At 45.6% G+C, this 25,651-nt stretch carries 24 protein-coding genes and 1 riboswitch; of the genes, 23 read left to right on the plus strand and 1 reads right to left on the minus strand.

Annotated features, from left to right (window positions below):
• Positions 1–64 precede the first annotated feature (64 nt).
• A riboswitch (SAM riboswitch) is annotated at positions 65–170 on the plus strand.
• Positions 171–400: 230 nt separating this feature from the next.
• The 7 genes from AXI57_RS17085 (at position 401) to AXI57_RS17115 (ending at position 6,219) form a co-directional block, all read left to right on the plus strand.
• Positions 401–1,102 carry a phosphoadenylyl-sulfate reductase gene (locus AXI57_RS17085; protein ID WP_010788561.1) on the plus strand — a complete coding sequence of 234 codons (702 nt, stop codon included), beginning with the start codon at positions 401–403 and terminating at the stop codon, positions 1,100–1,102.
• A gap of 11 nt (positions 1,103–1,113) precedes the next feature.
• On the plus strand, positions 1,114–2,178 hold the full coding sequence (locus AXI57_RS17090; RefSeq protein WP_061670747.1) for an inorganic phosphate transporter: 1,065 nt from the start codon (positions 1,114–1,116) through the stop codon (positions 2,176–2,178).
• A gap of 48 nt (positions 2,179–2,226) precedes the next feature.
• Positions 2,227–3,375, plus strand: a complete 1,149-nt coding sequence (sat, locus tag AXI57_RS17095) for a sulfate adenylyltransferase (protein ID WP_061670748.1) — start codon at positions 2,227–2,229, stop codon at positions 3,373–3,375.
• 12 nt (positions 3,376–3,387) lie between these two features.
• Positions 3,388–3,981 carry an adenylyl-sulfate kinase gene (gene cysC / locus AXI57_RS17100; protein ID WP_003329009.1) on the plus strand — a complete coding sequence of 198 codons (594 nt, stop codon included), beginning with the start codon at positions 3,388–3,390 and terminating at the stop codon, positions 3,979–3,981.
• Positions 3,982–4,189: 208 nt separating this feature from the next.
• A complete protein-coding gene (cobA, locus tag AXI57_RS17105; protein ID WP_061670749.1) occupies positions 4,190–4,963 on the plus strand; it encodes a uroporphyrinogen-III C-methyltransferase in 774 nt (257 codons plus the stop codon).
• 1 nt (position 4,964) lies between these two features.
• Positions 4,965–5,750, plus strand: a complete 786-nt coding sequence (locus AXI57_RS17110) for a sirohydrochlorin chelatase (protein ID WP_061670750.1) — start codon at positions 4,965–4,967, stop codon at positions 5,748–5,750.
• A complete protein-coding gene (locus tag AXI57_RS17115; RefSeq protein ID WP_061670751.1) occupies positions 5,731–6,219 on the plus strand; it encodes a precorrin-2 dehydrogenase/sirohydrochlorin ferrochelatase family protein in 489 nt (162 codons plus the stop codon). The genes AXI57_RS17110 and AXI57_RS17115 overlap by 20 nt, the downstream gene beginning before the upstream one ends.
• Before the next feature lie 98 nt (positions 6,220–6,317).
• Here AXI57_RS17115 and AXI57_RS17120 read toward each other — a convergent pair whose 3' ends face one another.
• On the minus strand, positions 6,318–8,030 hold the full coding sequence (locus tag AXI57_RS17120; protein WP_061670752.1) for an Rqc2 family fibronectin-binding protein: 1,713 nt from the start codon (positions 8,028–8,030) through the stop codon (positions 6,318–6,320).
• A gap of 124 nt (positions 8,031–8,154) precedes the next feature.
• Here AXI57_RS17120 and AXI57_RS17125 point away from each other — a divergent pair, with 124 nt between their 5' ends.
• From AXI57_RS17125 to AXI57_RS17200, 16 genes are all read left to right on the plus strand, one after another.
• Positions 8,155–10,827 carry a calcium-translocating P-type ATPase, SERCA-type gene (locus AXI57_RS17125; protein ID WP_061670753.1) on the plus strand — a complete coding sequence of 891 codons (2,673 nt, stop codon included), beginning with the start codon at positions 8,155–8,157 and terminating at the stop codon, positions 10,825–10,827.
• Positions 10,828–10,908: 81 nt separating this feature from the next.
• Complete coding sequence (locus AXI57_RS17130; RefSeq protein WP_061670911.1) at positions 10,909–11,784, plus strand: YicC/YloC family endoribonuclease; 876 nt, start codon at positions 10,909–10,911, stop codon at positions 11,782–11,784.
• Positions 11,785–11,860: 76 nt separating this feature from the next.
• Positions 11,861–12,130: an extracellular matrix/biofilm regulator RemA gene (gene remA, locus AXI57_RS17135; protein WP_003154355.1), complete on the plus strand. Its 270-nt coding sequence runs from the start codon at positions 11,861–11,863 to the stop codon at positions 12,128–12,130.
• Positions 12,131–12,137: 7 nt separating this feature from the next.
• Positions 12,138–12,752 carry a guanylate kinase gene (gmk, locus tag AXI57_RS17140; protein WP_003329002.1) on the plus strand — a complete coding sequence of 205 codons (615 nt, stop codon included), beginning with the start codon at positions 12,138–12,140 and terminating at the stop codon, positions 12,750–12,752.
• Between the two features lie 3 nt (positions 12,753–12,755).
• A complete protein-coding gene (gene rpoZ, locus AXI57_RS17145; RefSeq protein WP_003329001.1) occupies positions 12,756–12,959 on the plus strand; it encodes a DNA-directed RNA polymerase subunit omega in 204 nt (67 codons plus the stop codon).
• A 90-nt stretch (positions 12,960–13,049) separates the two neighbouring features.
• The gene (coaBC, locus tag AXI57_RS17150) at positions 13,050–14,270 is read left to right on the plus strand and encodes a bifunctional phosphopantothenoylcysteine decarboxylase/phosphopantothenate--cysteine ligase CoaBC (protein ID WP_061670754.1); all 1,221 of its coding nucleotides are present in this window, start codon (positions 13,050–13,052) and stop codon (positions 14,268–14,270) included.
• A complete protein-coding gene (gene priA, locus AXI57_RS17155; protein ID WP_061571529.1) occupies positions 14,267–16,684 on the plus strand; it encodes a primosomal protein N' in 2,418 nt (805 codons plus the stop codon). Before coaBC ends, priA begins: the two co-directional genes overlap by 4 nt.
• 25 nt (positions 16,685–16,709) lie before the next feature.
• Positions 16,710–17,192: a peptide deformylase gene (def, locus tag AXI57_RS17160; protein ID WP_061670755.1), complete on the plus strand. Its 483-nt coding sequence runs from the start codon at positions 16,710–16,712 to the stop codon at positions 17,190–17,192.
• Positions 17,193–17,196: 4 nt separating this feature from the next.
• On the plus strand, positions 17,197–18,150 hold the full coding sequence (gene fmt / locus AXI57_RS17165; protein ID WP_061670756.1) for a methionyl-tRNA formyltransferase: 954 nt from the start codon (positions 17,197–17,199) through the stop codon (positions 18,148–18,150).
• The gene (gene rsmB, locus AXI57_RS17170) at positions 18,137–19,480 is read left to right on the plus strand and encodes a 16S rRNA (cytosine(967)-C(5))-methyltransferase RsmB (RefSeq protein WP_061670757.1); all 1,344 of its coding nucleotides are present in this window, start codon (positions 18,137–18,139) and stop codon (positions 19,478–19,480) included. Before fmt ends, rsmB begins: the two co-directional genes overlap by 14 nt.
• A 3-nt stretch (positions 19,481–19,483) precedes the next feature.
• On the plus strand, positions 19,484–20,575 hold the full coding sequence (rlmN, locus tag AXI57_RS17175; protein WP_061670758.1) for a dual-specificity RNA methyltransferase RlmN: 1,092 nt from the start codon (positions 19,484–19,486) through the stop codon (positions 20,573–20,575).
• Between the two features lie 5 nt (positions 20,576–20,580).
• Entirely contained in the window at positions 20,581–21,345 is a 765-nt protein-coding gene (locus AXI57_RS17180) for a Stp1/IreP family PP2C-type Ser/Thr phosphatase (protein ID WP_003328993.1), read from the plus strand.
• Positions 21,339–23,279, plus strand: a complete 1,941-nt coding sequence (gene pknB, locus AXI57_RS17185) for a Stk1 family PASTA domain-containing Ser/Thr kinase (RefSeq protein WP_061670759.1) — start codon at positions 21,339–21,341, stop codon at positions 23,277–23,279. Before AXI57_RS17180 ends, pknB begins: the two co-directional genes overlap by 7 nt.
• Positions 23,280–23,293: 14 nt before the next feature.
• A complete protein-coding gene (gene rsgA / locus AXI57_RS17190) occupies positions 23,294–24,196 on the plus strand; it encodes a ribosome small subunit-dependent GTPase A (protein ID WP_061670760.1) in 903 nt (300 codons plus the stop codon).
• A gap of 1 nt (position 24,197) precedes the next feature.
• On the plus strand, positions 24,198–24,848 hold the full coding sequence (gene rpe / locus AXI57_RS17195) for a ribulose-phosphate 3-epimerase (RefSeq protein WP_003328990.1): 651 nt from the start codon (positions 24,198–24,200) through the stop codon (positions 24,846–24,848).
• An 83-nt stretch (positions 24,849–24,931) separates the two neighbouring features.
• On the plus strand, positions 24,932–25,576 hold the full coding sequence (locus AXI57_RS17200; RefSeq protein WP_003328988.1) for a thiamine diphosphokinase: 645 nt from the start codon (positions 24,932–24,934) through the stop codon (positions 25,574–25,576).
• Positions 25,577–25,651: the final 75 nt, after the last annotated feature.

Raw genomic sequence — 25,651 nt, forward strand, 5'->3', positions numbered from 1 at the left:
TCCTATAAAAAAACTCGGGTTGACTTTTGTTAGAATTGTGCTAAAATTTAATACAAATCTAAAAAACTTATCAAGAGCGGCTGAGGGACTGGACCTATGAAGCCCGGCAACCTGCATAAAATGTAAGGTGCTACTTCCAGCAAAATGTATTCCATTTTGGAAGATAAGGGCGCATGCAGTTCCTTTCTTTCTTTCCGCTGGATTGAAAGTTTTTTATTTTAAGAGAGGCAAGGAGGGACTGCCAAGTGGGGGTTGGCAACAGCCGGAAATAGCACCTTTCTGGAAAAGGTGTTATAAAACAAACCATACTTACTCTTTATCCTGATGTTTAAAATCACTATTGGTAAAGACAACCGGCAGAAAAACGACTGTTTGTTTGTCTCCGAAAGGAGGAAGAAAAATGTTTACGTATGAAACTTGGGAAGAGCCGACTATTACATTTCAAGAAGATGATTCTTATAAAGGTGCGCTGTCAGTATTAAAATGGGCGTACGGCCATTACGGCGATCAGCTCGTTTACGCATGCAGCTTTGGTATTGAAGGAATCGTCCTCATTGACTTAATTTATAAAGTGAAAAAAGATGCGGAAATCGTCTTTCTTGATACAGGCCTGCATTTCAAAGAAACGTACGAGACGATTGAGCGTGTCAAAGAACGTTATCCGGGCCTGAATATCATTTTGAAAAAACCGGATCTGACTGTAGAAGAGCAAGCGGAGGCCCACGGAGATAAGCTGTGGGAACGGGAGCCCAACAAGTGCTGCCATATCAGAAAAGTTGTTCCATTAAGAGAAGCGCTTTCAGGTCATCCGGCATGGCTGTCTGGATTACGCCGGGATCAAGGACCAAGCCGCGCCAATACAAACTTCTTAAATAAAGATGAAAAATTCAAATCAATTAAAGTATGCCCGCTTATCCATTGGACATGGAAAGACATTTGGAGATATACCTCCAAGAATGAATTAGATTACAACCCATTGCACGATCAAGGATATCCAAGCATAGGCTGTGAGCCTTGCACCTCACCGGCGTTTACTGCGGAAGACCTGCGTGCCGGCAGATGGAACGGTTCGGCGAAAACGGAATGCGGATTGCATGAGTAAGGAGCTGCGCAATGGAACTAGCCGCTATTTTATTTAGCTTGTTTTTCGCAATCAATATCGGAGCAAGCGGCGCTGCGGCTTCAATGGGAGTTGCTTACGGATCAGGAGCTGTCAGAAAGAAACTGTACGCTTTGCTCATATGTGCGGCCGGGGTGTTATCGGGTGCCGTCATCGGCGGCGGCGAGGTTGTGAAAACAATCAGCTCTGGCATTATACCGGAACAATCGATTACATTGACAATTGTTTGTATTATTATCGGCGCTGCGGCATTATCGCTCTTTACGGCTAATGTACTGGGGATTCCTTTATCAACAAGTGAAGTAACGGTCGGAGCAGTTGTCGGTGTAGGAGTAGCATATAAAGTATTGTTTCTGAACAATTTACTCATGATCGTTGTATTTTGGATTCTCGTTCCGTTTGTCGCATTTTGTTTCACATTTTTCGTTTCAAAGCTGTTTCAATTCTTTAAGATTGAAGTGAAATCTTCCAGAAAGCAAAAAACACTTGGGATTATCCTGTTGTTTGCCGGATTTTTCGAAGCCTTTTCGGCAGGAATGAACAACGTCGCCAACGCTGTAGGCCCGTTGGTTGCCGCAGGTGTCTTAGATGTAACAAAAGGTACCCTGTACGGGGGGATATTTGTAGCGCTTGGAGCACTGTTATTAGGCGGGCGTGTATTAGAAACCAACGGCAAGAAAATAACGAAATTTTCAAAAGGGGAAGGCATTCTGCTATCCGGAACAGGAGCCGGACTGGTCATCATCAGCTCTGTATTCGGTCTGCCGGTGCCGCTCGCACAAGTCACGTCTTCGTCTATTATCGGAATTGGAATGGCGAAAAACGGGCCCAATGTATTTCATAAACAAGTGGTAAGAACCATGCTGAAAGTCTGGGTTGTCTCGCCGTTTTTATCATTATCCACATCGTATCTGCTTGTATCCCTGTTCCTGAAAGGGGATTATTATTCAGTCTTTATGATGGCCAGCGTGCTTTTAGCAGCCGGCGGCGCAGTCAGTCTGATGAAAGCTATCCGTAAAGAGAGCCGCTCGGTTCATGAGCAGGGCGGAGGAATTTAATTATTAATCTGAGTTTATTTATCTGTTAACTAGGAGGAAATATAAATTATGAGTTTAGCACCGCACGGAGGAACATTAGTTAATCGTGTAAATGAGATGTATAATGTGAAAGAGATTCAGAAAGAAATAGAGCTTGATTTAATTTCATTTGCTGATTTAGAACTGATTGGGATAGGCGCATACAGCCCGATTGAAGGCTTCTTCACTGAAAAAGACTACGTGTCAGTTGTTGAAAACATGCGTTTGTCATCTGGTGTTGTCTGGTCTCTTCCAATTACGCTGCCGGTTGATTCGCAAAAAGCGGCAGAACTTGAAATCGGTGAAACTGTAAAGTTAACGTATGAAGGAGAAACATACGGCGTCGTTCAGATTGAAGACTTGTATGTGCCTGATAAACAAAAAGAAGCTGTGAATGTTTATAAAACAAATGATCGTGAGCATCCGGGTGTGAAAAAACTTTTCAGCCGCGGCGATACGTATGTCGGTGGGCCGATTACGCTGATTAAGAAAGCTTCAAAGCAATTTCCAGAATTCACGTTTGAACCGCAGGAGACGAGACGCCAGTTTGCTGAAAACGGCTGGAAAACGATTGTTGGATTCCAAACGAGGAACCCGGTTCACAGAGCGCATGAATATATTCAAAAGACAGCGCTGGAAACAGTAGACGGTTTGTTTTTGAACCCGCTTGTCGGAGAGACAAAATCAGACGACATTCCGGCTGATGTGCGTATGGAAAGCTATCAGGTGCTGCTCGAAAACTATTATCCGAAAGATCGTGTGTTCCTTGGCGTATTTTTAGCTGCGATGCGTTATGCAGGTCCAAGAGAAGCCATCTTCCACGCACTCGTAAGAAAAAATTATGGCTGCACCCATTTCATCGTCGGCCGCGACCACGCCGGCGTCGGCGACTACTACAGTACTTACGAGGCTCAAGAGCTTTTCGAACAGTTCACACCGGAAGAACTCGGCATTACGCCAATGAAGTTTGAGCACAGCTTTTTCTGCGAAAAATGCGGAAACATGGCGACTGCGAAAACATGCCCGCACGGCAGGGAGCATCATGTCATTTTATCCGGCACAAAAGTGAGGGAAATGCTCAGAGACGGTATCATGCCGCCCGCAGAATTCAGCCGGTCTCACGTTGTTGAAGTATTGATCAAAGGATTAAAGAAAAAAGAAGAAGCAGGCGTGTCCTAAGGAGGAGCAACTTTGACGAATCGTGATATCGTATGGCATGAAGCCTCAATTACAAAAGAAGAATATCAGCAAAAAAATAAACATCAAAGCTCTATTCTCTGGCTGACAGGGCTGAGCGGTTCCGGCAAATCAACAATCGCTAATGCGGCAGCCCGCGAACTGTTTGAACAGGGCTATCAAGTGGTTGTGCTCGACGGGGATAATATCCGCCACGGCTTAAACAATGACTTGGGCTTTTCTGACGAAGACCGAAAAGAAAATATCCGCAGAATCGGAGAAGTTGCAAAGCTTTTCGTTCAGCAGGGCACCATCGTGATTACAGCTTTTATCTCGCCGTTCCGTGAAGACCGCAAGCAGGTTCGCCAGCTGGTTGATGAGGGCGAATTTTATGAAATCTACATTAAATGCGACCTTGATATTTGTGAACAAAGAGATCCGAAAGGCCTTTATAAAAAAGCGCGAAACGGTGAAATTCCGTTTTTTACAGGCATTGATTCACCGTACGAGGAGCCGAAAGCGCCGGAGCTCGTTCTGGATTCAGGACAAAATGAGCGCGAAGAGTGCAAAAAGCAGCTGATCGAATTTGTGAAAAAGAACCTGAACTAAAAGGATAGGACAGAATCAATTTTATTTGTGAGATGTCAAGTTCACAAATAGGAAAGACAATTTCATCTTTGCCAGCTTTATGGAGCTCGTGCCGCTGCGAATGAAATTGAATGAAGACGATCTGACTGAAATCTGTCTGGCTGAAAAGAATAACATACGGAACGATATAAGTTCTGGAAGATTTCGAACTGATCGGGGGGAGTTGCTGATGGGGAAAGTATATATCGTTGGAGCAGGTCCCGGAGACCCTGATTTACTGACGATCAAAGCACTGAAAGCCATTCAAAAAGCTGATGTGATCTTATACGACAGATTAGTAAACAAAGATATTTTACAATATGCTAAAGAACAAGCCGACCTGATCTACTGCGGAAAGCTTCCGGATCTTCATACCATGAAGCAGGAAACCATCAATCGTTTTCTGGTGAAGTATGCTAAAAAGGGAAAAACTGTTGTAAGGCTGAAAGGCGGAGACCCTTTTGTGTTCGGCAGAGGGGGAGAAGAAGCGGAAAGCCTTGCCGAACACGGGATTCCTTTTGAGATTGTGCCGGGCATTACCTCAGGCATCGCAGCACCGGCTTACGCCGGCATTCCCGTCACTCACAGGGATGCAAGCTCAAACGTGGCGTTTGTGACAGGGCACTATCAAAAAGAAGAAAACTTTGAGGAAAAATGGAAAGCGCTGGCGACAGGTATTGATACCCTTGTCATCTATATGGGAATCAAAAATGTCAGGCAGATTGAAAGGCTTCTTCTAGAAAACGGGCGTGACGGCGCGACACCGGCAGCCTTTATCCATTGGGGCACAACGGATAAACAAAAATCTGTCATCTGTACATTGGATACTCTTTCAGAAACAGTGATAAATAAAGACATCAAGAATCCGAGTTTAATCGTCATTGGTGATGTTGTGAATTTTCATTATAAGCTTGAATGGTTTGAATCAGATGTAAAAAAACAAGATTTGAGCGAGGCGCTGTAATATGAAACAAGCAGTATTATACGTTGGTCATGGAAGCCGGCTGAAACAGGCGCAAAAAGAAGCGGCAGCATTTTTACAAGGATGCAAGGCGCATGTCTCCGCGCCAATTCAGGAAATCAGTTTTTTAGAATTGCAGGAGCCGTCAATTAAGACGGGCTTTGAAGCATGTATAAAGCAAGGTGCCACTCACATAGCGGTGGTGCCTCTGCTTCTTTTAACGGCAGCTCATGCAAAGAAAGATATTCCCGAAGAAATTGCGTGCGCTGCCGCCCGTTATCCTGCAGTCAACATCACATACGGTAAGCCGATCGGGGTAGACGATGAAGTGGTTAAAGCAGTGTGCAATCGTTTAGAAGAAACAGGTGCTCCTTATGAAAACGCACGAGTTGTGCTGATTGGCAGAGGGAGTTCAGATCCCGCCGTGAAAAAAGATGTCACAGAAATCGCCGAGCGCCTTCAACGGATGGCGCCTGTCAAAGAAGTAATGCCCTGTTTTTTAACCGCGTGCAAACCGAATTATCGGAACGTTTTTTCACAATTGAAACAAGGTGACGGCACTCCGGTCTTTGTTGTGCCGTACTTGCTGTTTACCGGTATGCTGATGAGTGAGATTGAGAAAGAAGTGAAAAAGCTTCGAGACGTTAATCCGCATATCTATCTCGCCGCATATCTCGGTTTTCATCCTCATGTAAAAACCGCCTTTTTACATCGTGTGAATGAAACCATAGAAAATCAAAACGGTCAGTTTTATTTTGACAGAGGTTTATATGCTGCCGCTTCACATTAGCCTGCGTGACAGGAAGGTCGTAATAGCGGGCGGCGGAAAGATTGCCCTGCGCAGGGTGAAAACGGTGCTTACCGAAGGGGCGGATATCACCCTGATCAGTCCGCGCGCGCTGCCTGAAATCAAGGTGATGGCAGAGGAACATCAGATCCGTTGGATACCGCGGAAAATTGACCAAGAAGACCTCCGCGAGGCATTTCTGATTATTGCCGCTACAGATGACGCAGGCGTCAATGAGCAGATCGCAAAGAACGCCTCTCCTTCTCAGCTTGTCAATTGTGTGAGTGCCGCAGAGCTTGGCAACGTGTATATGCCGAAAATCGTCCAAAAAGGGCATATTAAGGTTTCAGTTGCCACAAATGGAGCCAGTCCGAAGCACACAAAGCTGCTTGCAGAAAAAATTGATCAGCTGATTGACGAGGAATGTATTCTTGAGGTTGAGAGACTATATAAAAAAAGAAGAAATACATAAAGAACTGCCGCATACACGGCAGTTCTTTGTCGTTGATCAAATTGCGAAGCAGCAGAGCGAAAGAATGCTATGCTGTCAGCCCTTACACCTACAAAACATCAGCTTTTTTTCAGCTGGATCACGACATCAGCATCTGGTGTTACAAACACGGTATGCTGGCTGTCATAAGTGACAAAACCGGGCTTTGCTCCGTTTGGCTTTTTCACATGTCTGATCTTTGTATAATCCACCGGAACAGAGCCGGATTCTTTTGCTTTAGAAAAATAGGCTGCGATCGTAGCTGCTTCAAGGATGGACTGCTCATCCGGATCACTGTTTCGGATCACTACATGAGAACCAGGGATATCTTTGGTATGCAGCCAAATATCGTCTCTTGCAGCGGCTTTTGTTGTTAAATACTCATTTTGTTTATTGTTTTTCCCGACTAAAATCGTAAGTCCTGTTGAGGATTCATATGTTTCTAGAACAGGCGTGTGCTGCTTTTGTTTTTTCTGTCCTCTTTGCTGCTTAGGCCGCAAATATTTTCCTTCCACTAGCTCTTCCCGTATTTCACTTATGTCTCTTGGAGAGGCGGAGGACAGCTGCTGAATGAGCTGATCAAAGTATTCAATCTCTTTTTCTGCAAGGCTGATCTGTTCTTTTACGACAGCAACTGAGTTCTTCGCCTTTTGATACTTTGTAAAGTACGCCTGCGCGTTTTCGGAAGGCGTTTTGTTCGGATTCAGAGGAATGGTGATGAGCGGGCTTTCCTCTTCATAATAATTTGTGACATCGGCCTCTTTATCGCCTTTTTTCAGCCTGAACAAATTGGCTGTCAGCAGTTCTCCATAGAGCTGATATTCTTTTGCGTTCTCGGAATGCTGAAGTGTTCTTTCCAGTTTCTTGATTTTATTTGCGTTCTTTTTCCGTTCGTTCGCCACAAAACGTTCAAGATCCTGAGCCTGCTGTTTCACCCGGTCACGCTCTGCTTTTCCAAAATAAAAACGGTCTAACAGTTCACTGAGCGAATCGAAACGGCGTCCGTCCCCTTTCAGGTGGGTCAGCTTAAGAAGATAGAAATATTCCTTCCCGTTTGCCGTTGTAAGTTCTGGTGCGAACTTACACTCTTTCATTGTGCCAAAGAGATCCAAAAGCGCTTTAGGCAATGTAACTTTGTTTGCGAGCCCGGCCCTGAAAACAGCTTCTTTTGCAAAAAGCGGGGAGACGCCGGAAAACGTATCAACGATCTGTTTGTCAAGCTTGCCTTCCTGAAAGCTGAGATGCCGCAGAATATCATCCTCAGTTGCCTCCAAAGGAGACATCTTATTTTGCGCGGGCGGCACTTTATAATCATAACCCGGCAGCACGGTCCGGTAGCTGTTAACAGACGGTGATAAATGTTTAAGCCCGTCTATGATGGTATTTTCAAGCCCGTCCGTAAGAATAATATTGCTGTGGCGGCCCATAATTTCAACATAAAGCTTACGGACGGTTTCATCCCCGATTTCATTCCGGCTTTTAATATGGAATATCATAATTCTGTCCATGCCTGATTGTTCAATGCTTTCAATAAAGCCTCCCTCGATGTGCTTTCTCAGCAACATACAAAACATAGGCGGCTCGCTCGGATTTTCATACGTCTGATTTGTCAGGTGCACCCGTGAATAGCTTGGGTGGGCTGATAATAATAATTTTTGGTTTTTTCCGTTGGCCCGGATATGAAAAATTACATCATGTTTAAAAGGCTGATGGATTTTTGTAATCCGTCCTCCTGTAATCCGTTCATTTAATTCGTGTGTCATTCCGTATGTAAACATGCCATCAAACGACATATGCAAAACACCCTCTTCTTATTAAATCCTGCATTCGATAATTATAGCATGAAATGGGACGAGTCAGAATAAGCTTGCTTATAGAGTGATATCTCTAAAGAAAGCAGGGGAGTGGACGAGTCGAATGAAGTTTCATGAAATGGAACAAACCGATTTGGTAGAAGCAACAAACACGTCCATGAAACAGGGTTTAACAGAGAAAGAGGTGAAAAAGCGCCTCGAAACGCACGGGCCGAACGAGCTGCAAGAAGGCAAAAAAACATCAGCGCTTGTTTTGTTTTTCTCACAGTTTAAGGATTTTATGGTGCTTGTGCTGCTTGCGGCGACTCTCATTTCCGGTTTTCTGGGCGAATATGTAGACGCAATCGCCATTATTGCGATTGTATTTGTCAATGGTATACTTGGGTTTTTTCAAGAAAGGCGCGCTGAACAATCGCTGCAAGCTTTAAAAGAGTTATCGACACCGCATGTCATGGCGCTCAGGGAGGGAAGCTGGGCGAAAATCCCTTCAAAAGAGCTTGTGCCCGGTGATATTGTGAAATTTGCAAGCGGCGACCGAATTGGCGCAGATGTCCGGATTGTCGAGGCGAAGAGCCTTGAAATTGAAGAGTCCGCATTAACCGGAGAATCCCTGCCGGTTGTCAAACATGCGGATAAGTTGAAAAAGCCCGATGTCTCGCTTGGTGATATTACAAATATGGCCTTTATGGGGACGATCGTCACGCGAGGAAGCGGTGTCGGCATTGTTGTAGGCACAGGAATGAAGACGGCTATGGGAAAAATTGCTGACATGCTTGAATCAGCGGGAACTTTTTCTACACCGCTGCAAAGAAGGCTGGAGCAGCTGGGGAAAATCTTAATCGTCGTTGCTTTGCTGCTGACCGTTCTTGTCGTAGCTGTCGGCGTCATTCAAGGACATGACCTGTACAGTATGTTTTTAGCCGGTGTGTCATTGGCAGTAGCCGCCATTCCGGAGGGGCTGCCGGCAATCGTCACAGTGGCTTTGTCACTCGGCGTACAGCGGATGATTAAACAGAAATCGATTGTCAGAAAACTGCCTGCCGTTGAAACGCTCGGGTGCGCGTCTATTATTTGTTCAGACAAAACGGGCACCATGACCCAGAACAAAATGACAGTCACACACGTTTGGTCAGGCGGGAAGACATGGAATGTATCAGGAGTCGGTTACGAGCCGAAAGGGGCTTTTACACTTAACGGAAAAGAAACAAGCGCAGACCATCATAAACCGCTTCAGCAGATGCTATTATATGGCGCGCTGTGTAACACATCGATTATTGAGAAAAAAGACGGCGAATATATTCTTGACGGCGATCCGACAGAAGGGGCTCTTTTGACGGCAGCAAGAAAAGCTGGCTTTTCTAATGACTTTGTACAATCTCATTACCGGGTGATAGAAGAGTTTCCGTTCGATTCCGACCGCAAGATGATGACTGTCATCGTGGAGGACAGGGACAAAAAACAATACGTGATCACCAAAGGCGCGCCCGATGTACTGATGCAGCGTTCCGCCAACATTTTTTACGGCGGATCGGCTGAGCTTTTTACTAAAGGGAGAAAGTCAGAAGCGGATGCCGTATTGAAAGATTTGGCTTCGCAGGCGCTCAGAACAATCGCTGTTGCCTTTAAACCGCTGAAAGCCGGGGAAAAACCGACGATGGAGCAGGCTGAAAAAGACCTGACCTTGCTTGGGCTTTCCGGCATCATTGATCCGCCGCGGCCGGAAGTCAGACAGGCAATTAAAGAATGCCGGGAAGCGGGAATTAAAACGGTCATGATAACAGGAGATCATGTTGAAACCGCCAAAGCAATCGCGAAAGATTTGCGCCTGCTTCCGAAACGCGGAAAAATCATGGACGGCCAGATGCTCAATGAGCTTTCATCCGAAGAGCTTGCAGGTGTTGTCGATGACGTGTATGTATTTGCCCGTGTATCGCCTGAACATAAGTTGAAAATTGTAAAAGCGTATCAGGAAAACGGCCACATCGTCGCCATGACAGGTGACGGAGTAAATGACGCCCCTGCCATCAAACAGGCTGACATCGGCGTGGCCATGGGTATTACAGGAACAGATGTAGCGAAAGAAGCCTCATCGCTCGTTCTCGTCGATGATAATTTCGCAACCATCAAATCAGCGATTAAAGAAGGCCGGAATATCTATGAAAATATTAGAAAGTTTGTCCGGTACCTGCTGGCATCAAATGTCGGAGAAATTTTAGTCATGCTCTTTGCCATGCTCTTGGCACTGCCGCTGCCGCTGGTGCCGATTCAAATTTTGTGGGTGAACCTGGTGACGGACGGACTGCCGGCCATGGCGCTCGGGATGGACCAGCCGGAAGGCGACGTGATGAAACGGAAGCCGCGTCAGCCGAAAGAAGGGGTTTTTGCCAGGAAGCTTGGATGGAAGGTTATATCAAGAGGGTTCTTAATAGGTATCGCAACACTGCTGGCTTTCATTATCGTGTATCACCGCAATCCTGAAAATTTGGCATATGCCCAGACGGTTGCGTTTGCGACATTGGTGCTTGCCCAGCTGATTCATGTTTTTGACTGCAGAAGCGAAACGTCCATTTTTGATAGAAATCCGTTTGAAAATCTATATTTAATAGGAGCGGTTCTGTCATCCATTTTGCTCATGGTTATCGTCATCTACTATCCTGCGCTCCAGCCGATTTTCCACACCGTTCCGATAAAACCGGGAGACTGGCTTTTAGTGATCGGTATGTCGGCCATTCCTACTTTTTTGCTGGCCGGGTCACTTTTGACAAGAAAAAAATAAATTCGTATGATATAATCTTAGGGGTAATAGCATGTCTATTGCCTTTTTATTTTGAGAACAGGGAAGAATTGGGTGTTTGATATGATACGGAGTATGACAGGCTTCGGCACAGCAAGCAAAACACAAGATGATCTCTCTGTAACCGTTGAGTTGAAATCTGTGAACTATCGGTTCAAAGAAGTCAATGCTCGTTTGCCCAGGCCTTTGCTATATTTAGAAGATAAACTGAAACAGATTATTTTACAGAATATACAGCGCGGCAGAATTGAGCTTTTTGTATCCGTTGACAGCGAGTCGCTCGTACAGAGAAGCGTAAAGGTTGATTGGGCGCTGCTGGATGAGTTTGTCACCGCTGCCGGTGAAATAAAAAAACGCTACAGCTTAACCGCTGAACCTGGTGTTATGGAATTGTTACAGTTAGAGCAAGCGGTGCAAATCCGTGAAAAACAAACACAGCACGACAAGCTTGAGGAATTTTTAACGGAGGCCGTTGAGGAAGCGGTGAAAGGCCTTTGTGAGATGCGGACAAAAGAAGGGCTGCTTCTAAAGGAAGACTGCCTCGAACATCTCGACCGGCTTGAAACGCTTGCCGCACAGGTGAAAGCGCATGCTCCCGCGGTTGTGAAACAATATCAGGAGCGGCTGTACACCAGGATGAAGGAATGGACGGAAGATGCGCTGGACGAGAGCAGGCTGATAACGGAATGCGCCATCTTTGCGGATCGTTCTGACATTACGGAGGAGATTACCAGGCTGAAGAGCCATTTCGCACAATTCCGTGATATATTGGCTGAAGGAGGAATTGTCGGACGAAAACTCGACTTCCTCGTACAGGAGCTTAACCGCGAAGTAAACACCATCGGCTCAAAAGCAAATGATCATCAGATCACAAAGCTTGTCGTCGAAATGAAAAGTTCTATTGAAAAAATAAAAGAACAAGTGCAAAATATAGAATAGCGACTGTGCGTATTGTTTACAGACGGTCTCTCTAGGCTAGACTAGAGACGTCTATTTTACAGGGGGAACGTAGAAGATGACGATTAAACTGATTAATATCGGATTTGGGAATATCATCTCCGCCAATCGGATGATTTCGATTGTCAGCCCGGAGTCTGCGCCAATAAAACGGATGATTCAGGATGCAAGAGACCGCGGAATGCTAATTGACGCTACATACGGACGAAGAACCCGTGCAGTTGTCGTCATGGATAGTGATCACATTATCTTATCTGCCGTCCAGCCTGAGACAGTTGCACACAGACTTTCAGTTAAAGAAGAAATTATGGATGAAGGGCAGGGATAATTGCCGCATGAAAGAAAGAGGGTTATTAATCGTTCTCTCAGGTCCCTCAGGAGTTGGTAAAGGAACGGTAAGGCAAGCAATATTTTCACAAGAGGATACAAAATTTGAATATTCGATTTCAGTGACGACGAGAAGCCCGAGAGCGGGAGAGACAGACGGAGTCGATTATTTCTTCAAAACAAGGGATGAGTTCGAGCAGATGATTGCAAATAACAAGCTGCTTGAATGGGCTGAGTATGTCGGAAATTATTACGGCACGCCCGTCGATTATGTCGAACAAACGCTCCAAGAGGGAAAAGACGTCTTTTTGGAGATCGAAGTCCAGGGTGCGCTTCAAGTGAGAAACGCTTTCCCGGAAGGTCTGTTTATTTTCCTGGCGCCTCCGAGCCTTTCTGAACTGAAAAACAGAATTGTCACAAGAGGAACCGAGACAGACGCCCTGATTGAAAATCGGATGAAAGCTGCTAAGGCTGAGATCGAAATGATGGACGCTTACGATTATGTCGTTGAAAATGACAACATTGAGACAGCTTGCGAGAAAATTAAAGCAATTGTCCTCGCGGAGCATTTAAAGCGTGAACGCATTGCTCCGAGATATAAGAAAATGCTGGAGGTAGAATAACTTATGTTAGATCCGTCAATCGATTCATTAATGAATAAATTAGATTCAAAATACACGCTGGTGACTGTTTCTGCAAGACGCGCGCGTGAAATGCAAATCAAAAAGGACCAGCAGATTGAGCATACCATTTCACACAAATATGTAGGCAAAGCATTGGAAGAAATTGATGCCGGCCTGCTTTTGATTGAAAAGGAAGACCGCGAATAGCAGCACACAAGTAGCAACCTATGACAAGTATAGGTTGTTATTTTTTTCCGTAGGTTTTGTGTGAACGGTGTAAAAAAGGGGGAGAAATCATTGCTTAATAATCGAAATATATTACTTTGTGTGAGCGGAGGAATTGCCGTTTATAAAGCGTGTGCATTAACGAGCAAGCTTGTGCAGGCCGGAGCAAACGTAAAAGTCATTATGACGGAATCGGCATGTCAATTCGTCTCTCCGCTGACTTTTCAGGCGTTAAGCCGCCATGAAGTATATACAGACACATTTAAAGAACAAAATCCAAGCGTCATATCCCATATTGATGCGGCTGACTGGGCAGATCTCATCATCGTTGCCCCCGCAACAGCCAATGTTATTGGCAAATTAGCCAACGGGCTGGCAGATGACATGCTGACGACAACGCTTTTAGCGTCGGAGGCACCCGTTTGGATTGCGCCGGCCATGAATGTGCATATGTATGACCATCCGGCGGTTAAGCGCAATATTTCAGTCCTATACCAAGACGGCTTTCGTTTTATTGAGCCAAGTGAAGGTTATTTAGCATGCGGGTACGTCGGAAAAGGAAGATTGGAAGAACCAGAGAATATCGTGAAGCTCGCTGAAAGCCATTTTTCAGAAGAGACAAACGCTCCGCTCGAGGGAAAGCATGTTGTCATCACAGCCGGTCCGACACGTGAACCTGTTGATCCGGTTCGATTCTTTACAAACAAATCGACCGGGAAAATGGGCTATGCCGCAGCAGAGGCCGCAATTAGCCTCGGAGCGCGCGTGACCCTAATCTCTGGCCCGGTATCCATTGATCCGCCAAAAGGGCTGCATGAATTGATCAGCGTCCAGACTGCTGCGGATATGCGTGAGGCCGTGCTCTCTGTATTCGACTCAAGCGACATCGTCATTAAAACGGCTGCGGTTGCCGATTTTACGCCAACATCAGTATCAGACCATAAAATGAAAAAGAAAGACGGCTCGCTTGTTATTGAACTGAAGCGGACCGGGGATATTTTAAAAGAGCTTGGCGGGAAAAAACAGCGGCAGATATTAGTCGGGTTCGCAGCAGAAACACAAGACGTCGAGCATTATGCACGAAAAAAACTCGACACGAAAAATCTTGATATGATCGTAGCCAATAATGTGAAAACAGCAGGTGCCGGCTTTGGCGCTGATACAAACCTTGTCACGTTCTTTTTCAAAGACGGGCGCAGACGCGAGCTGCCGATACTGTCTAAGTTTGACGTCTCTCTAGAAATTTTCAGAGAAATTGTTGCGTTTTCAGAACAGAGCGTGGAGCGGTCATGAATTTTGCAGAAGTCATCGTGGATGTCAGCACAAAAAACATCGACAGGCCCTTTGATTACAAAATTCCGGAAAATCTAAAAGGGATGATCAAAACAGGCATGCGTGTTATTGTCCCGTTTGGTCCCCGTAAAATTCAAGGCTTTGTGACTGCTGTCAAAGAAACTTCTGATCTCGCAGGAAAGTCTGTCAAGGAAGTAGAGGATTTATTAGACCTGACGCCCGTTCTGACAAAAGAGCTTATGGATCTGTCCTCGTGGCTGTCAGACAAAACACTCTCATTTAAAATAACAGCGCTTCAGGCTATGCTGCCGGCGGCACTAAAGGCAAAATATGAAAAGGAATTGAAAATATCGGGTGATGACCCGCTTCCGCCGCAAATTGAGCGGCTGTTTTCCGAGCGTAAGAGCCTGTTATATTCAGATATTCCCGACCGCGAGACGCTAAAGCTCATCCAAAAATGTGTTCAAAAGGGCAATATAGATGTCACATATCAAGTAAAGCAAAAAACGAATAAAAAGATGATCAGAATGATACAGGCAAAAGTGCCGAAAGAGGAGCTTGCCAAGCAGGCTGCCGGGCTGAGTCAAAACGCCTCCAAACAGCAGGCGGTTCTTCATTTTTTCATCTCCGGCCAGGAAGGATTAAAGCTTTCTGCAGCGGATCTTTGCAAAAAGACAAATACAAGCGCGGCCACACTGAAAACCCTCATCCAAAAGGGATTGCTTCAGGAAAGCCATGAAGAGGTTTACAGAGATCCATATCAGGACAGAATGTTCAAAAAAACGAAGCCCCTTGCGCTGACTGATGAGCAAAGTGCAGCATACGAATCGATACGGGAAACGCTTGATCAAGACGAGCATAAAGTATTTCTGCTTCATGGCGTTACGGGAAGCGGTAAAACAGAGATTTATTTGCAATCAATTGAAAAAGTGCTTGCGAAAGGAAAAGAGGCGATCGTGCTTGTCCCGGAAATTTCGCTGACGCCGCAAATGGTCAACCGGTTTAAAGGCCGTTTCGGCTCCCAGGTCGCCGTTATGCACAGCGGGCTGTCCACCGGAGAAAAATATGATGAATGGCGAAAAATCCACCGAAACGAAGTCCGTCTTGTAGTAGGCGCCAGGTCAGCCATTTTCGCTCCGTTTGAAAATCTTGGCATGATCATTATCGATGAAGAACATGAATCATCCTATAAGCAGGAGGAAATGCCGCGTTATCATGCGAAAGAGGTGGCCATCAAACGAGCTGAGCACCATAGCTGTCCGGTCGTTTTGGGAAGCGCCACACCGACACTGGAATCATTTGCCCGTGCGAAAAAAGGAGTTTATGAGCTTTTGTCATTAAAGAGCCGTGTCAATCAGCAGGTGATGCCTGAAGTTTCTCTTGTTGACATGAGGGAAGAGCTCAGAGGCGGCAACCGCTCTATGTTTTCCTTAGAACTGATGGAACAGCTTGAGGAAACGATCGCAAAGGGTGAGCAGGCGGTGCTGTTTCTAAATAAACGGGGCTATTCTTCATTTGTCATGTGCCGGGACTGCGGTTATGTTCCGCAATGTCCGCACTGTGATATTTCCATGACCTATCATCGTTACGGCCAGAGACTCAAATGCCATTATTGCGGTCATGAAGAACCGGTTCCAAATACTTGTCCGGAATGCGGGAGCGAGCATATCCGTTTTTTCGGAACGGGAACGCAGAGAGTGGAAGAAGAACTGACAAAGGTGCTGCCGAATGCGAGAGTGATACGGATGGACGTGGACACGACGTCGAGGAAAGGATCTCATGAAAAGCTATTATCAGCTTTCGGGGAAGGAAAAGCGGACATTCTTCTCGGTACGCAGATGATTGCAAAGGGGCTTGATTTTCCCAATGTGACCCTTGTCGGCGTTCTCAGCGCTGACACAACACTTCATATCCCTGATTTCAGATCAGCCGAAAAAACCTTTCAGCTATTAACACAAGTAAGCGGGAGGGCCGGCCGGCATGAAAAACTGGGCCGGGTGATCATTCAGACATATACCCCGTCCCATTACAGCATTCAGCTGACAAAAACACATGACTATGAATCTTTCTTTCAGCAGGAAATGGGGCACAGGAGAGAACAGTCCTACCCTCCGTATTATTATTTGGCCCTTGTGACTGTTTCCCATGAGGAAGTGGCAAAAACGGCAATCATAGCCGATAAAATCGCCCATTATTTAAAAGCGAACTGCGGCGCTGACACGAAAATCCTCGGACCCGCCGCGTCGCCGATTGCCAGGATCAAAGATAGATATCGCTATCAATGCGTGATAAAATACAAACAGGAAAACCAGTTGTCAGAAGTATTAAAGAAGATACTGGAACATTATAAACGCGATATTGAACAAAAGCATGTAACGATTTCAATTGATATGAATCCTTATATGATGATGTAACATCTGCGTGTTGGAGGGCTTTATTTTGGCGGTAAAACCAATTGTCACACATCCTGCGGAGGTTCTTGAAACACCGGCGGAGGCTGTGACTGTTTTTGATAAAAAATTAAAAAAGCTGCTTGACGATATGTACGATACGATGCTTGAAATGGACGGTGTCGGATTGGCAGCGCCGCAAATTGGCATTTTGAAAAGAGCTGCTGTTGTGGATATCGGCGAAGAAAGCGGCAGAATCGACTTGATTAATCCGGAAATTCTTGAAAGCGGCGGCAAACAAACGGGAATTGAAGGCTGCTTGAGTTTCCCTGATTTATACGGAGAGGTTACCCGTCCCGATTATGTGAAAGTACAAGCCTATAATCGGCAGGGTAAACCGTTTGTCTTTGAAGCGGCAGGCTTTTTAGCAAGAGCTGTACAGCATGAAATGGATCACTTGGACGGTGTGCTGTTCACTTCAAAAGTAAGCAAGTATTATACAGAAGACGAACTAGCGGATATGGAAGGATGATTGGATGACGAGAATCGTTTTTATGGGAACGCCTGATTTTTCTGTTCCTGTTTTAAGAACGCTTATAGATGAAGGATATGAAGTTGTGGGGGTCGTCACTCAGCCTGACCGGCCGAAAGGAAGGAAAAAGGTTATGACGCCTCCGCCTGTTAAGGAAGAGGCCCTGCGCCATGGAATAACGGTGCTTCAGCCTGAAAAAGTGAGACAGGATGAAGAAATTGAAAAAGTGCTCGCATTGAAACCCGATTTGATTGTAACAGCGGCATTCGGACAAATCTTGCCTAAAAAGCTGCTCGACAGCCCGAAATATGGCTGTATTAACGTGCACGCGTCACTTTTGCCGGAATTAAGGGGCGGGGCTCCGATTCATTATTCGATTTTGCAAGGCAAGAAAAAAACCGGGGTTACCATCATGTACATGGTGGAGAAACTGGATGCAGGCGACATGCTTTCTAAAATTGAAGTGGACATAGAAGAGAACGATAACGTCGGAACGCTTCATGACAAATTAAGCAAAGCCGGCGCAAAACTTTTATCTCAAACCGTTCCTGACGTCATTAAAGGGAACGTAACACCGATTCAGCAAGACGAAGGAAAAGCGACCTACGCCCCGAACATTAAACGGGAGCAGGAGCTGATCGACTGGTCGAGAAGCGGCGAAGATCTTTATAACCAAGTGCGCGGACTGAATCCTTGGCCTGTCGCCTATACGACGCTTAACGGCCAAAACCTGAAGATATGGTCGGCGAAAAAAACACCCGCTCAAAAGAAAGCTGAACCGGGAACCGTTATTGCTGTTGAGGAGAATGGAATCGTAGTCGCGACAGGCAATGAAACAGCCTTGTTAGTAACCGAACTGCAGCCGGCAGGTAAAAAGCGCATGAAAGGCGAGGATTTCGTCAGAGGCGCAAATGTGCAAACTGGAGACGTATTAGGAGTAAAACATGAAGAAAAATAATGTTCGCGACATTGCGCTTGAAGCGCTGATGAAACTGGATCAAAATCAGGCCTACAGCAATCTGCTGCTCAAGTCTGTCATTAAATCGAATGAGCTCAGCGATCAGGACAGAGGCCTGTTGACTGAGCTGGTATACGGGACACTGCAAAACAAAACGGCGCTGGATTACATGCTCAAGCCGTTCATCAACAAACCGGCTAAGGTGAAGCCATGGGTCATTCAGCTCCTTCGGCTTTCCTTGTATCAAATGGAATATTTAGAAAAGATTCCGCACAGGGCAGCCATTCATGAAGCGGTAGAAATCGCCAAAAAAAGGGGCCATAAAGGAATTGCTTCTTTTGTCAACGGCGTTCTTCGCTCTGTACAGCGTGAAGGCGTTCCGTCATTTGCAGCCATTAATGACCCTGTCACCCGGCTTGCGACAGAGACAAGCCATCCGGAATGGCTTGTCAAAGAATGGGCGGAAGCATATGGGTTTGACGCAGCTGAAAAAATCTGCCGCATTCACCTTGTACCGCCTAAGCAAACCCTTCGTGTCAATCAAATGAAAACAGACAGAGATGAGTTGCTTGAATCTCTGGCGGCCGAAGGGATAGAAGCTGAAAAAGGCGACCTGTCCCCTGATGCAGTAAAGCTTTTAAAAGGAAGCATAGCGGGAAGCCGTTTCTTTAAAAATGGCGACGTGTCCATTCAGGATGAAAGCTCGATGCTTGTCGCACGAGCGCTTGGTCCTGAAGCAGGAGAAACCATTTTGGATGCCTGCGCGGCTCCGGGAGGGAAATCAACACATATCGCTGAACGAATGGGAAATGAAGGATCGGTCTTGTCACTAGACCTTCACGAGCATAAAGTGAAGCTGATTAAAGAAGCGGCAAATAGACTCGGACTGACAATCATCAAGCCTGAGGCAATGGATGCCCGCAAAGCATCGGAAGCCTTTCAAGATGATGAGTTTGACCGCATTCTCGTCGATGCTCCGTGCTCAGGCTTCGGGGTTATCCGCAGAAAGCCCGACATGAAATACAGCAAAAACCCTGAAGACAGTGCACGCCTTGCCAAGATTCAGCTGTCAATTTTAAGGGAAATCGCTCCATTAGTAAAAAAAGGTGGCAAACTCGTGTACAGTACGTGTACAATGGACCGGACAGAAAATGAAGAAGTAATCCATGCGTTTATACAAGAACATCCTGAATTTGAACCCGATTTGTCTCTTGAAAAGCGGCTGCCTGAAAAGGCGAGACCTTTTGTTCGGGGTGGAAGCCTTCAAATCCTTCCTCACTATTTCGGAACAGATGGTTTCTTTATTTGCAGCATGAGAAAGAAGGGATAAGCAATGACACAATCAAAACAAACAAAAGTCAGAAAAGAATTGCGGACCGAAAACCCGTCCATTTATTCTTTTGAATTAGATGAACTTCAAACATGGCTCACTGAAAACGGAGAGAAACCGTTTCGCGCCGCACAAATTTTTGAATGGCTTTATGAAAAACGAGTGTCTTCTTTTGAAGACATGACAAACCTTTCAAAAAGCCTGCGTGAGAAATTAAGCAGCCATTTCGTGCTCACAACGCTGAAAACTGCGGTGAAGCAAACATCTCAGGATGGAACGATGAAATTTTTATTCGAACTTCATGACGGTTACACAATCGAAACCGTTTTAATGAGACACGAATATGGCAATTCTGTATGTGTAACGACACAAGTTGGCTGCCGCATCGGCTGTACGTTTTGCGCATCGACACTCGGCGGACTGAAACGTAATCTTGAAGCAGGCGAAATCGTTGCTCAAGTAGTGAAAGTCCAAAAAGCGCTTGATGAAACAGATGAGCGCGTAAGTTCTGTGGTTATTATGGGAATCGGCGAGCCATTTGATAATTTTAATGAAATGCTTGCTTTCTTAAAAATCATTAATCATGATAAAGGATTAAATATCGGAGCCCGCCACATTACGGTGTCAACGAGCGGAATCATCCCAAAAATTTACGATTTCGCAGACCAGCAAATGCAAATTAACTTCGCGATCTCTCTGCACGCGCCAAATACGGAGATCAGAAGCCGGCTGATGCCGATTAACAAGGCGTATAAGCTGCCTGACTTAATGGAGGCAGTCAAATACTATATTGAAAAAACCGGCAGACGCATCAGCTTTGAGTACGGCCTGTTTGGCGGTGTAAATGACCAGGTTGAACATGCTGAAGAGCTTGCAGCGTTATTAAAAGGCGTGAAATGCCACGTCAACTTAATACCTGTCAACTATGTGCCTGAACGTGATTATGTCCGCACGCCGAAGGACCAGATCTTTGCTTTTGAAAAAACGTTGAAATCCCACGGAGTAAATGTCACGATCAGAAGAGAGCAAGGCCATGACATTGACGCGGCCTGCGGTCAGCTTCGCGCGAAGGAGCGTCAAGACGAGACGAGGTGATGAGGTTGTTAACAGCCTTAAAAACAGATACAGGGAAAATCCGCCAGCACAATGAAGACGATGCGGGCATATTTAAGGGGAAAGACGAATTTATATTAGCGGTTGTCGCTGATGGCATGGGCGGCCATCTTGCCGGAGATGTTGCGAGCAAGATGGCTGTAAAAGCCATTGGAGAGAAGTGGAATCAGGCGGAAACCATTCCTTCTGCGCCTTCGGAATGCGAGACGTGGATAAAGGAACAAATACACGCTGTAAACAGCCAGATTTACGGTCACGCACAAGCCCATGAAGAATGCCAAGGCATGGGAACAACGATTGTGTGCGCCCTTTTTACAGGGAAATCGGTGACGGTAGCCCACATAGGCGACAGCAGATGCTATTTGCTTCAAGAAGACGATTTCATTCAATTGACCGAAGATCATTCTCTTGTGAATGAGCTTGTGAAGACTGGAGAAATTTCTAAAGAAGACGCCGAGCATCACCCGCGAAAAAATGTACTCACAAAAGCTCTTGGAACAGACAGGTCGATCAGCATTGACGCCCGATCATTTGAATTAGAGCCAGGCGATAAGCTGCTTCTATGCTCAGACGGACTGACGAATAAGGTGGAAGACCGGGAGTTAAAAGAAATTTTGCAAGATACATCAGCTCCTCAGGAAAAAGTAAATCTGCTCGTAGACAAAGCCAATGAAAATGGCGGGGAAGACAATATAACTGCGGTATTGCTTGAGCTTGCTTTACATGTTGAAGAGGGTGAAGAAAAGTGCTAATCGGCAAGCGGATCAGCGGGCGCTACCAAATTCTCCGGGTTATTGGCGGAGGAGGCATGGCAAACGTTTATTTAGCTGAGGACATCATTCTTGAACGTGAAGTCGCAATCAAAGTACTGCGGTTTGACTTTGCGAATGACAATGAGTTTATCAGACGTTTCCGAAGAGAAGCTCAGTCGGCATCGAGCCTTGACCACCCGAATATTGTCAGCATTTACGATGTGGGCGAAGAAGAAGATATCTATTATATTGTGATGGAATATGTGGAAGGCATGACGCTGAAGGAATACATAACCGCAAACGGGCCTCTTCACCCTAAAGAAGCGCTCCGCATCATGGAGCAGATTGTCTCAGCCATAGCACATGCCCATCACAATCACATTGTGCACAGGGATATTAAGCCTCACAATATTTTGATCGACCATATGGGGAATATAAAGGTCACTGATTTTGGCATTGCCACTGCCCTTAGTTCCACAACGATCACACATACAAATTCTGTTCTCGGCTCGGTTCATTACCTGTCTCCCGAGCAGGCGCGGGGCGGCTTGGCCACGAAGAAATCAGACATCTATGCGCTCGGCATCGTACTGTTTGAGCTTGTAACCGGACGTATCCCGTTTGAAGGAGAATCAGCAGTCAGCATTGCTTTAAAGCATCTCCAAACGGAGACTCCTTCTGCAAAAAGATGGAATCCCGCGGTTCCCCAAAGCGTTGAAAACGTTATTTTAAAGGCCACAGCTAAAGATCCGTTTCACCGATATGAATCCGCTGAGGACATGGGAGAAGACATCAAAACAGCTTTTGATGCCCGTCGGCTCAACGAAAAGAAGTTTTCCGTACTGGAAGATGAAGAAATGACTAAAGCAATTCCCATTATAAAGGATGCCGATCAAGCCTCTCCCTCTGACAAAGAGAATGCTGATGAAGCTCCTCACGGAAAGAAGACGAAAAAGGGCAAGAAGAAAAAATGGCCATGGGTTTTATTGGCCGTATGCTTTATTTTAATTACGGCCGGAGTGCTCGCCGTAACCGTATTTCCATCTCTTTTTATGCCGAAAGATGTCAAGATCCCCGATGTTCAGGGGATGGAATATGAAGAAGCGGCTGATCTGCTTGAAAAAGACGGCTTACAGGTCGACTCGGATGTCTTGGAAATTTCAGACGAAAAAATTGAAGAAGGCTTAATGGTGAAGACAGACCCTAAAGCGGATTCAACCGTAAAAGAAGGGGCATCCGTTAAACTGTATAAAAGCACGGGAAAAGCAAAAACACAGCTGAATGATGTGACGGGTCAAACCGTTGAACGGGCAAAAGAAGCTTTGAAGAAAAAGGGCTTTGAAAACATAACAGTCAATGAGGTTCACGATGAAGAAGAGTCCGGCACGGTCATTGACCAGGAGCCTTCAGCAGGGACCGATCTTGTGCCAAGTGACGATCAAGTAAAGCTGACGGTCAGCATAGGCCCTGAAGACATTACGCTCAGAGACTTAACGACATACAGCAAACAGGCGGCCTCTGGTTATCTTGAGGATAACGGGCTGACATTGGTCGAAAAAGAAGCTCACTCAGACGATATTCCTGAAGGGCAGGTAGTCAAACAAAACCCGAAAGCAGGCACGGCATTAAAGCCCGGAAACGAAGTCGAAGTCACCTTTTCACTCGGACCTGAAAAAAAACCTGTGAAGACCGTGAAAGAAAAAATTCAAATCCCTTATGAACCGGAAAAAGAAGGGGACGAGCTAGAGGTCCAAATTTCAATTGATGACGCAGATCACAGCATTTCTGACTCTTATGAAAACTTTAAAATAAAAGAGCCGACTGAACGTACAATTGAACTGAAGATTGAACCGGGCCAAAAAGGGTATTATCAAGTGACAGTAGATAATAAAGTCGTCAGCTACAAAACAATTGAGTATCCCAAAGATGAATAACAAGGAGGGACAATATGCCTGAAGGCAAGATTATTAAAGCGTTAAGCGGGTTTTATTACGTACTGGACGAATCAGACGATACAAAAGAAGGAAAAGTGATCCAATGCAGGGGAAGAGGCATTTTTAGAAAAAATAAAATAACGCCTCTCGTCGGTGACTATGTAGTGTATCAAGCTGAGCATGAAAAGGAAGGCTACCTTTTAGAAATAAAAGATAGAACCAATGAGCTAGTCAGGCCGCCGATCTCAAACGTTGATCAGGCAGTGCTCGTTTTTTCTGCGGTTCAGCCCACTTTCAGCACATCTTTATTAGACCGTTTTTTAGTGCTTGTTGAAGCAAACGATATTCTTCCCATCATCTGTATCACCAAAATGGATCTTGTCAATGACCAAAAAACAAAAGAAGCCATTCAGGCTTATGCAAAAGACTACCGTAAAATCGGTTATGAGGTTTATCTCACCTCATCCAAGGAACAAAACGGGTTACCGGACATCATTTCTCATTTTCGGAATAAAACGACTGTCTTTGCAGGCCAGTCCGGAGTCGGGAAATCTTCACTTTTAAATGCGATAAGTCCTGAGCTTGAACTGAGAACGGATGAAATTTCGGAGCACTTAGGCCGCGGGAAACATACCACCCGGCATGTCGAACTCATCCACACATCAGGCGGATTAGTTGCGGACACGCCAGGATTCAGTTCACTGGAATTTACCGGCATTGAGGCGGAAGAGCTGGGATATACATTTCCCGAAATCAGAGAAAAAAGCGCTGAATGCAAATTCAGAGGCTGCCTTCATCTGAAAGAGCCGAAATGTGCCGTAAAACAAGCCGCTGAGAACGAAGAAATAACAAAATACCGTTATGACCATTATGTTGAATTTATGATGGAGATTAAAGACAGAAAGCCGAGGTATTAACATGATTAAGGTTGCACCATCTATCCTTTCCGCTGATTTTGCCTCTTTGGGAAAGGAAATAAAAGACGTGGAGCAGGGCGGAGCCGATTATATTCACATTGATGTGATGGACGGCCATTTTGTCCCAAATATTACGATCGGCCCGCTTATTGTGGAAGCCGTTCGTCCGGTGACAGAACTTCCGCTTGATGTTCATTTAATGATAGAAGAGCCGGACCGTTACATACCGGCATTCGCAAAGGCGGGAGCGGATGTGATATCCGTCCATGCCGAAGCATGTCCGCACCTTCACCGAACCATTCAATTAATAAAAGAACATGGCGTAAAGGCGGGAGTTGTGCTTAATCCCCACACCCCCGTTGATATGATTAAACATGTGATAGAAGAGCTTGATCTCGTTCTCTTAATGACTGTGAATCCGGGCTTTGGAGGGCAGAAGTTTATTCATTCCGTCCTGCCGAAAATAAGCGAAGTCCGCCGGCTTGCAGACGTAAAAGGGAAAAATGAGATACTGATTGAAGTAGACGGCGGCGTCAACAAAGAGACAGCCCCGCTATGCATTGAAGCAGGCGCCAACTTACTTGTCGCGGGGTCTGCGATTTATGGCCAAAATGACCGCAAGAAAGCCATTTCTGACATTAGAGGCAGCTAGTAAATAAGCACTTCGAAAGAGCCAAGCGCTGATTGACCAGCTTGAGCTCTTTTTCATGTATGCAGACAAAGAGAGGAAACAATATGAGCCAGATAAATATAGTCGCCGGCGGACCGATTGACTTAATACCGGAACTTTCCCAGTATGCCGCTGATCAAATGCTGTGGGTCGGTGTTGATAAAGGCACGGTCACATTGTTAGACGCCGGCATCATCCCGGATGAAGCGTTCGGAGATTTTGACAGTATTACAGACCGAGAGCGCCGGAAAATTGAAAAGGCGGCGCCGGGTTTGCATGTGTACCAGGCGGAAAAAGACCAAACAGACTTAGAGCTTGCACTCGTCTGGGCTTTAGAGCAAAAGCCGGATATGATCCAAGTATTCGGTATCACGGGCGGGAGAGCTGATCATTTTTTAGGGAATATCCAGCTTTTGCACAAAGGCATTGAATCAAACACAGCGATTCAGCTGATCGACAAACAGAACATCATTCAAATGTTTACACCGGGAACACATACAATTGAGAAGGACTTCGGCAAAAGATATATTTCATTCATCCCGTTTTCTGAAGAGGTAGAAGAGCTTACCCTCACCGGTTTTAAATATCCGCTAAAAAACTGTCATATTACATTCGGTTCAACACTATGTATTAGTAACGAACTCATTTATTCACGAGGTACTTTTTCGTTTGCTGAAGGCATAGTAATAATGGTAAGGAGCACTGATTAGTTACGTGCTTTCACTCAAATGCAGAAACAATAAACCTTTAGAACGATGAACAGGCGGTTACGGGACTTATAGGAG

The sequence above is a fragment of the Bacillus atrophaeus genome (assembly GCF_001584335.1).
In the GTDB taxonomy this organism is placed as follows: domain Bacteria; phylum Bacillota; class Bacilli; order Bacillales; family Bacillaceae; genus Bacillus; species Bacillus atrophaeus.

What these genes read in the sequence shown, in the direction of transcription:
- rpoZ (WP_003329001.1), top strand. Translation starts at nt 12,756, where the DNA reads ATGTTAGATCCGTCAATCGATTCATTAATGAATAAATTAGATTCAAAA.
- gmk (WP_003329002.1), top strand. Translation starts at nt 12,138, where the DNA reads ATGAAAGAAAGAGGGTTATTAATCGTTCTCTCAGGTCCCTCAGGAGTT.
- rsmB (WP_061670757.1), top strand. Translation starts at nt 18,137, where the DNA reads ATGAAGAAAAATAATGTTCGCGACATTGCGCTTGAAGCGCTGATGAAA.
- rsgA (WP_061670760.1), top strand. Translation starts at nt 23,294, where the DNA reads ATGCCTGAAGGCAAGATTATTAAAGCGTTAAGCGGGTTTTATTACGTA.
- remA (WP_003154355.1), top strand. Translation starts at nt 11,861, where the DNA reads ATGACGATTAAACTGATTAATATCGGATTTGGGAATATCATCTCCGCC.
- fmt (WP_061670756.1), top strand. Translation starts at nt 17,197, where the DNA reads ATGACGAGAATCGTTTTTATGGGAACGCCTGATTTTTCTGTTCCTGTT.
- rlmN (WP_061670758.1), top strand. Translation starts at nt 19,484, where the DNA reads ATGACACAATCAAAACAAACAAAAGTCAGAAAAGAATTGCGGACCGAA.
- AXI57_RS17200 (WP_003328988.1), top strand. Translation starts at nt 24,932, where the DNA reads ATGAGCCAGATAAATATAGTCGCCGGCGGACCGATTGACTTAATACCG.
- cobA (WP_061670749.1), top strand. Translation starts at nt 4,190, where the DNA reads ATGGGGAAAGTATATATCGTTGGAGCAGGTCCCGGAGACCCTGATTTA.
- AXI57_RS17110 (WP_061670750.1), top strand. Translation starts at nt 4,965, where the DNA reads ATGAAACAAGCAGTATTATACGTTGGTCATGGAAGCCGGCTGAAACAG.
- rpe (WP_003328990.1), top strand. Translation starts at nt 24,198, where the DNA reads ATGATTAAGGTTGCACCATCTATCCTTTCCGCTGATTTTGCCTCTTTG.
- AXI57_RS17085 (WP_010788561.1), top strand. Translation starts at nt 401, where the DNA reads ATGTTTACGTATGAAACTTGGGAAGAGCCGACTATTACATTTCAAGAA.
- AXI57_RS17120 (WP_061670752.1), bottom strand. Translation starts at nt 8,030, where the DNA reads ATGTCGTTTGATGGCATGTTTACATACGGAATGACACACGAATTAAAT.
- AXI57_RS17130 (WP_061670911.1), top strand. Translation starts at nt 10,909, where the DNA reads ATGATACGGAGTATGACAGGCTTCGGCACAGCAAGCAAAACACAAGAT.
- sat (WP_061670748.1), top strand. Translation starts at nt 2,227, where the DNA reads ATGAGTTTAGCACCGCACGGAGGAACATTAGTTAATCGTGTAAATGAG.
- priA (WP_061571529.1), top strand. Translation starts at nt 14,267, where the DNA reads ATGAATTTTGCAGAAGTCATCGTGGATGTCAGCACAAAAAACATCGAC.
- AXI57_RS17090 (WP_061670747.1), top strand. Translation starts at nt 1,114, where the DNA reads ATGGAACTAGCCGCTATTTTATTTAGCTTGTTTTTCGCAATCAATATC.
- AXI57_RS17125 (WP_061670753.1), top strand. Translation starts at nt 8,155, where the DNA reads ATGAAGTTTCATGAAATGGAACAAACCGATTTGGTAGAAGCAACAAAC.
- AXI57_RS17115 (WP_061670751.1), top strand. Translation starts at nt 5,731, where the DNA reads ATGCTGCCGCTTCACATTAGCCTGCGTGACAGGAAGGTCGTAATAGCG.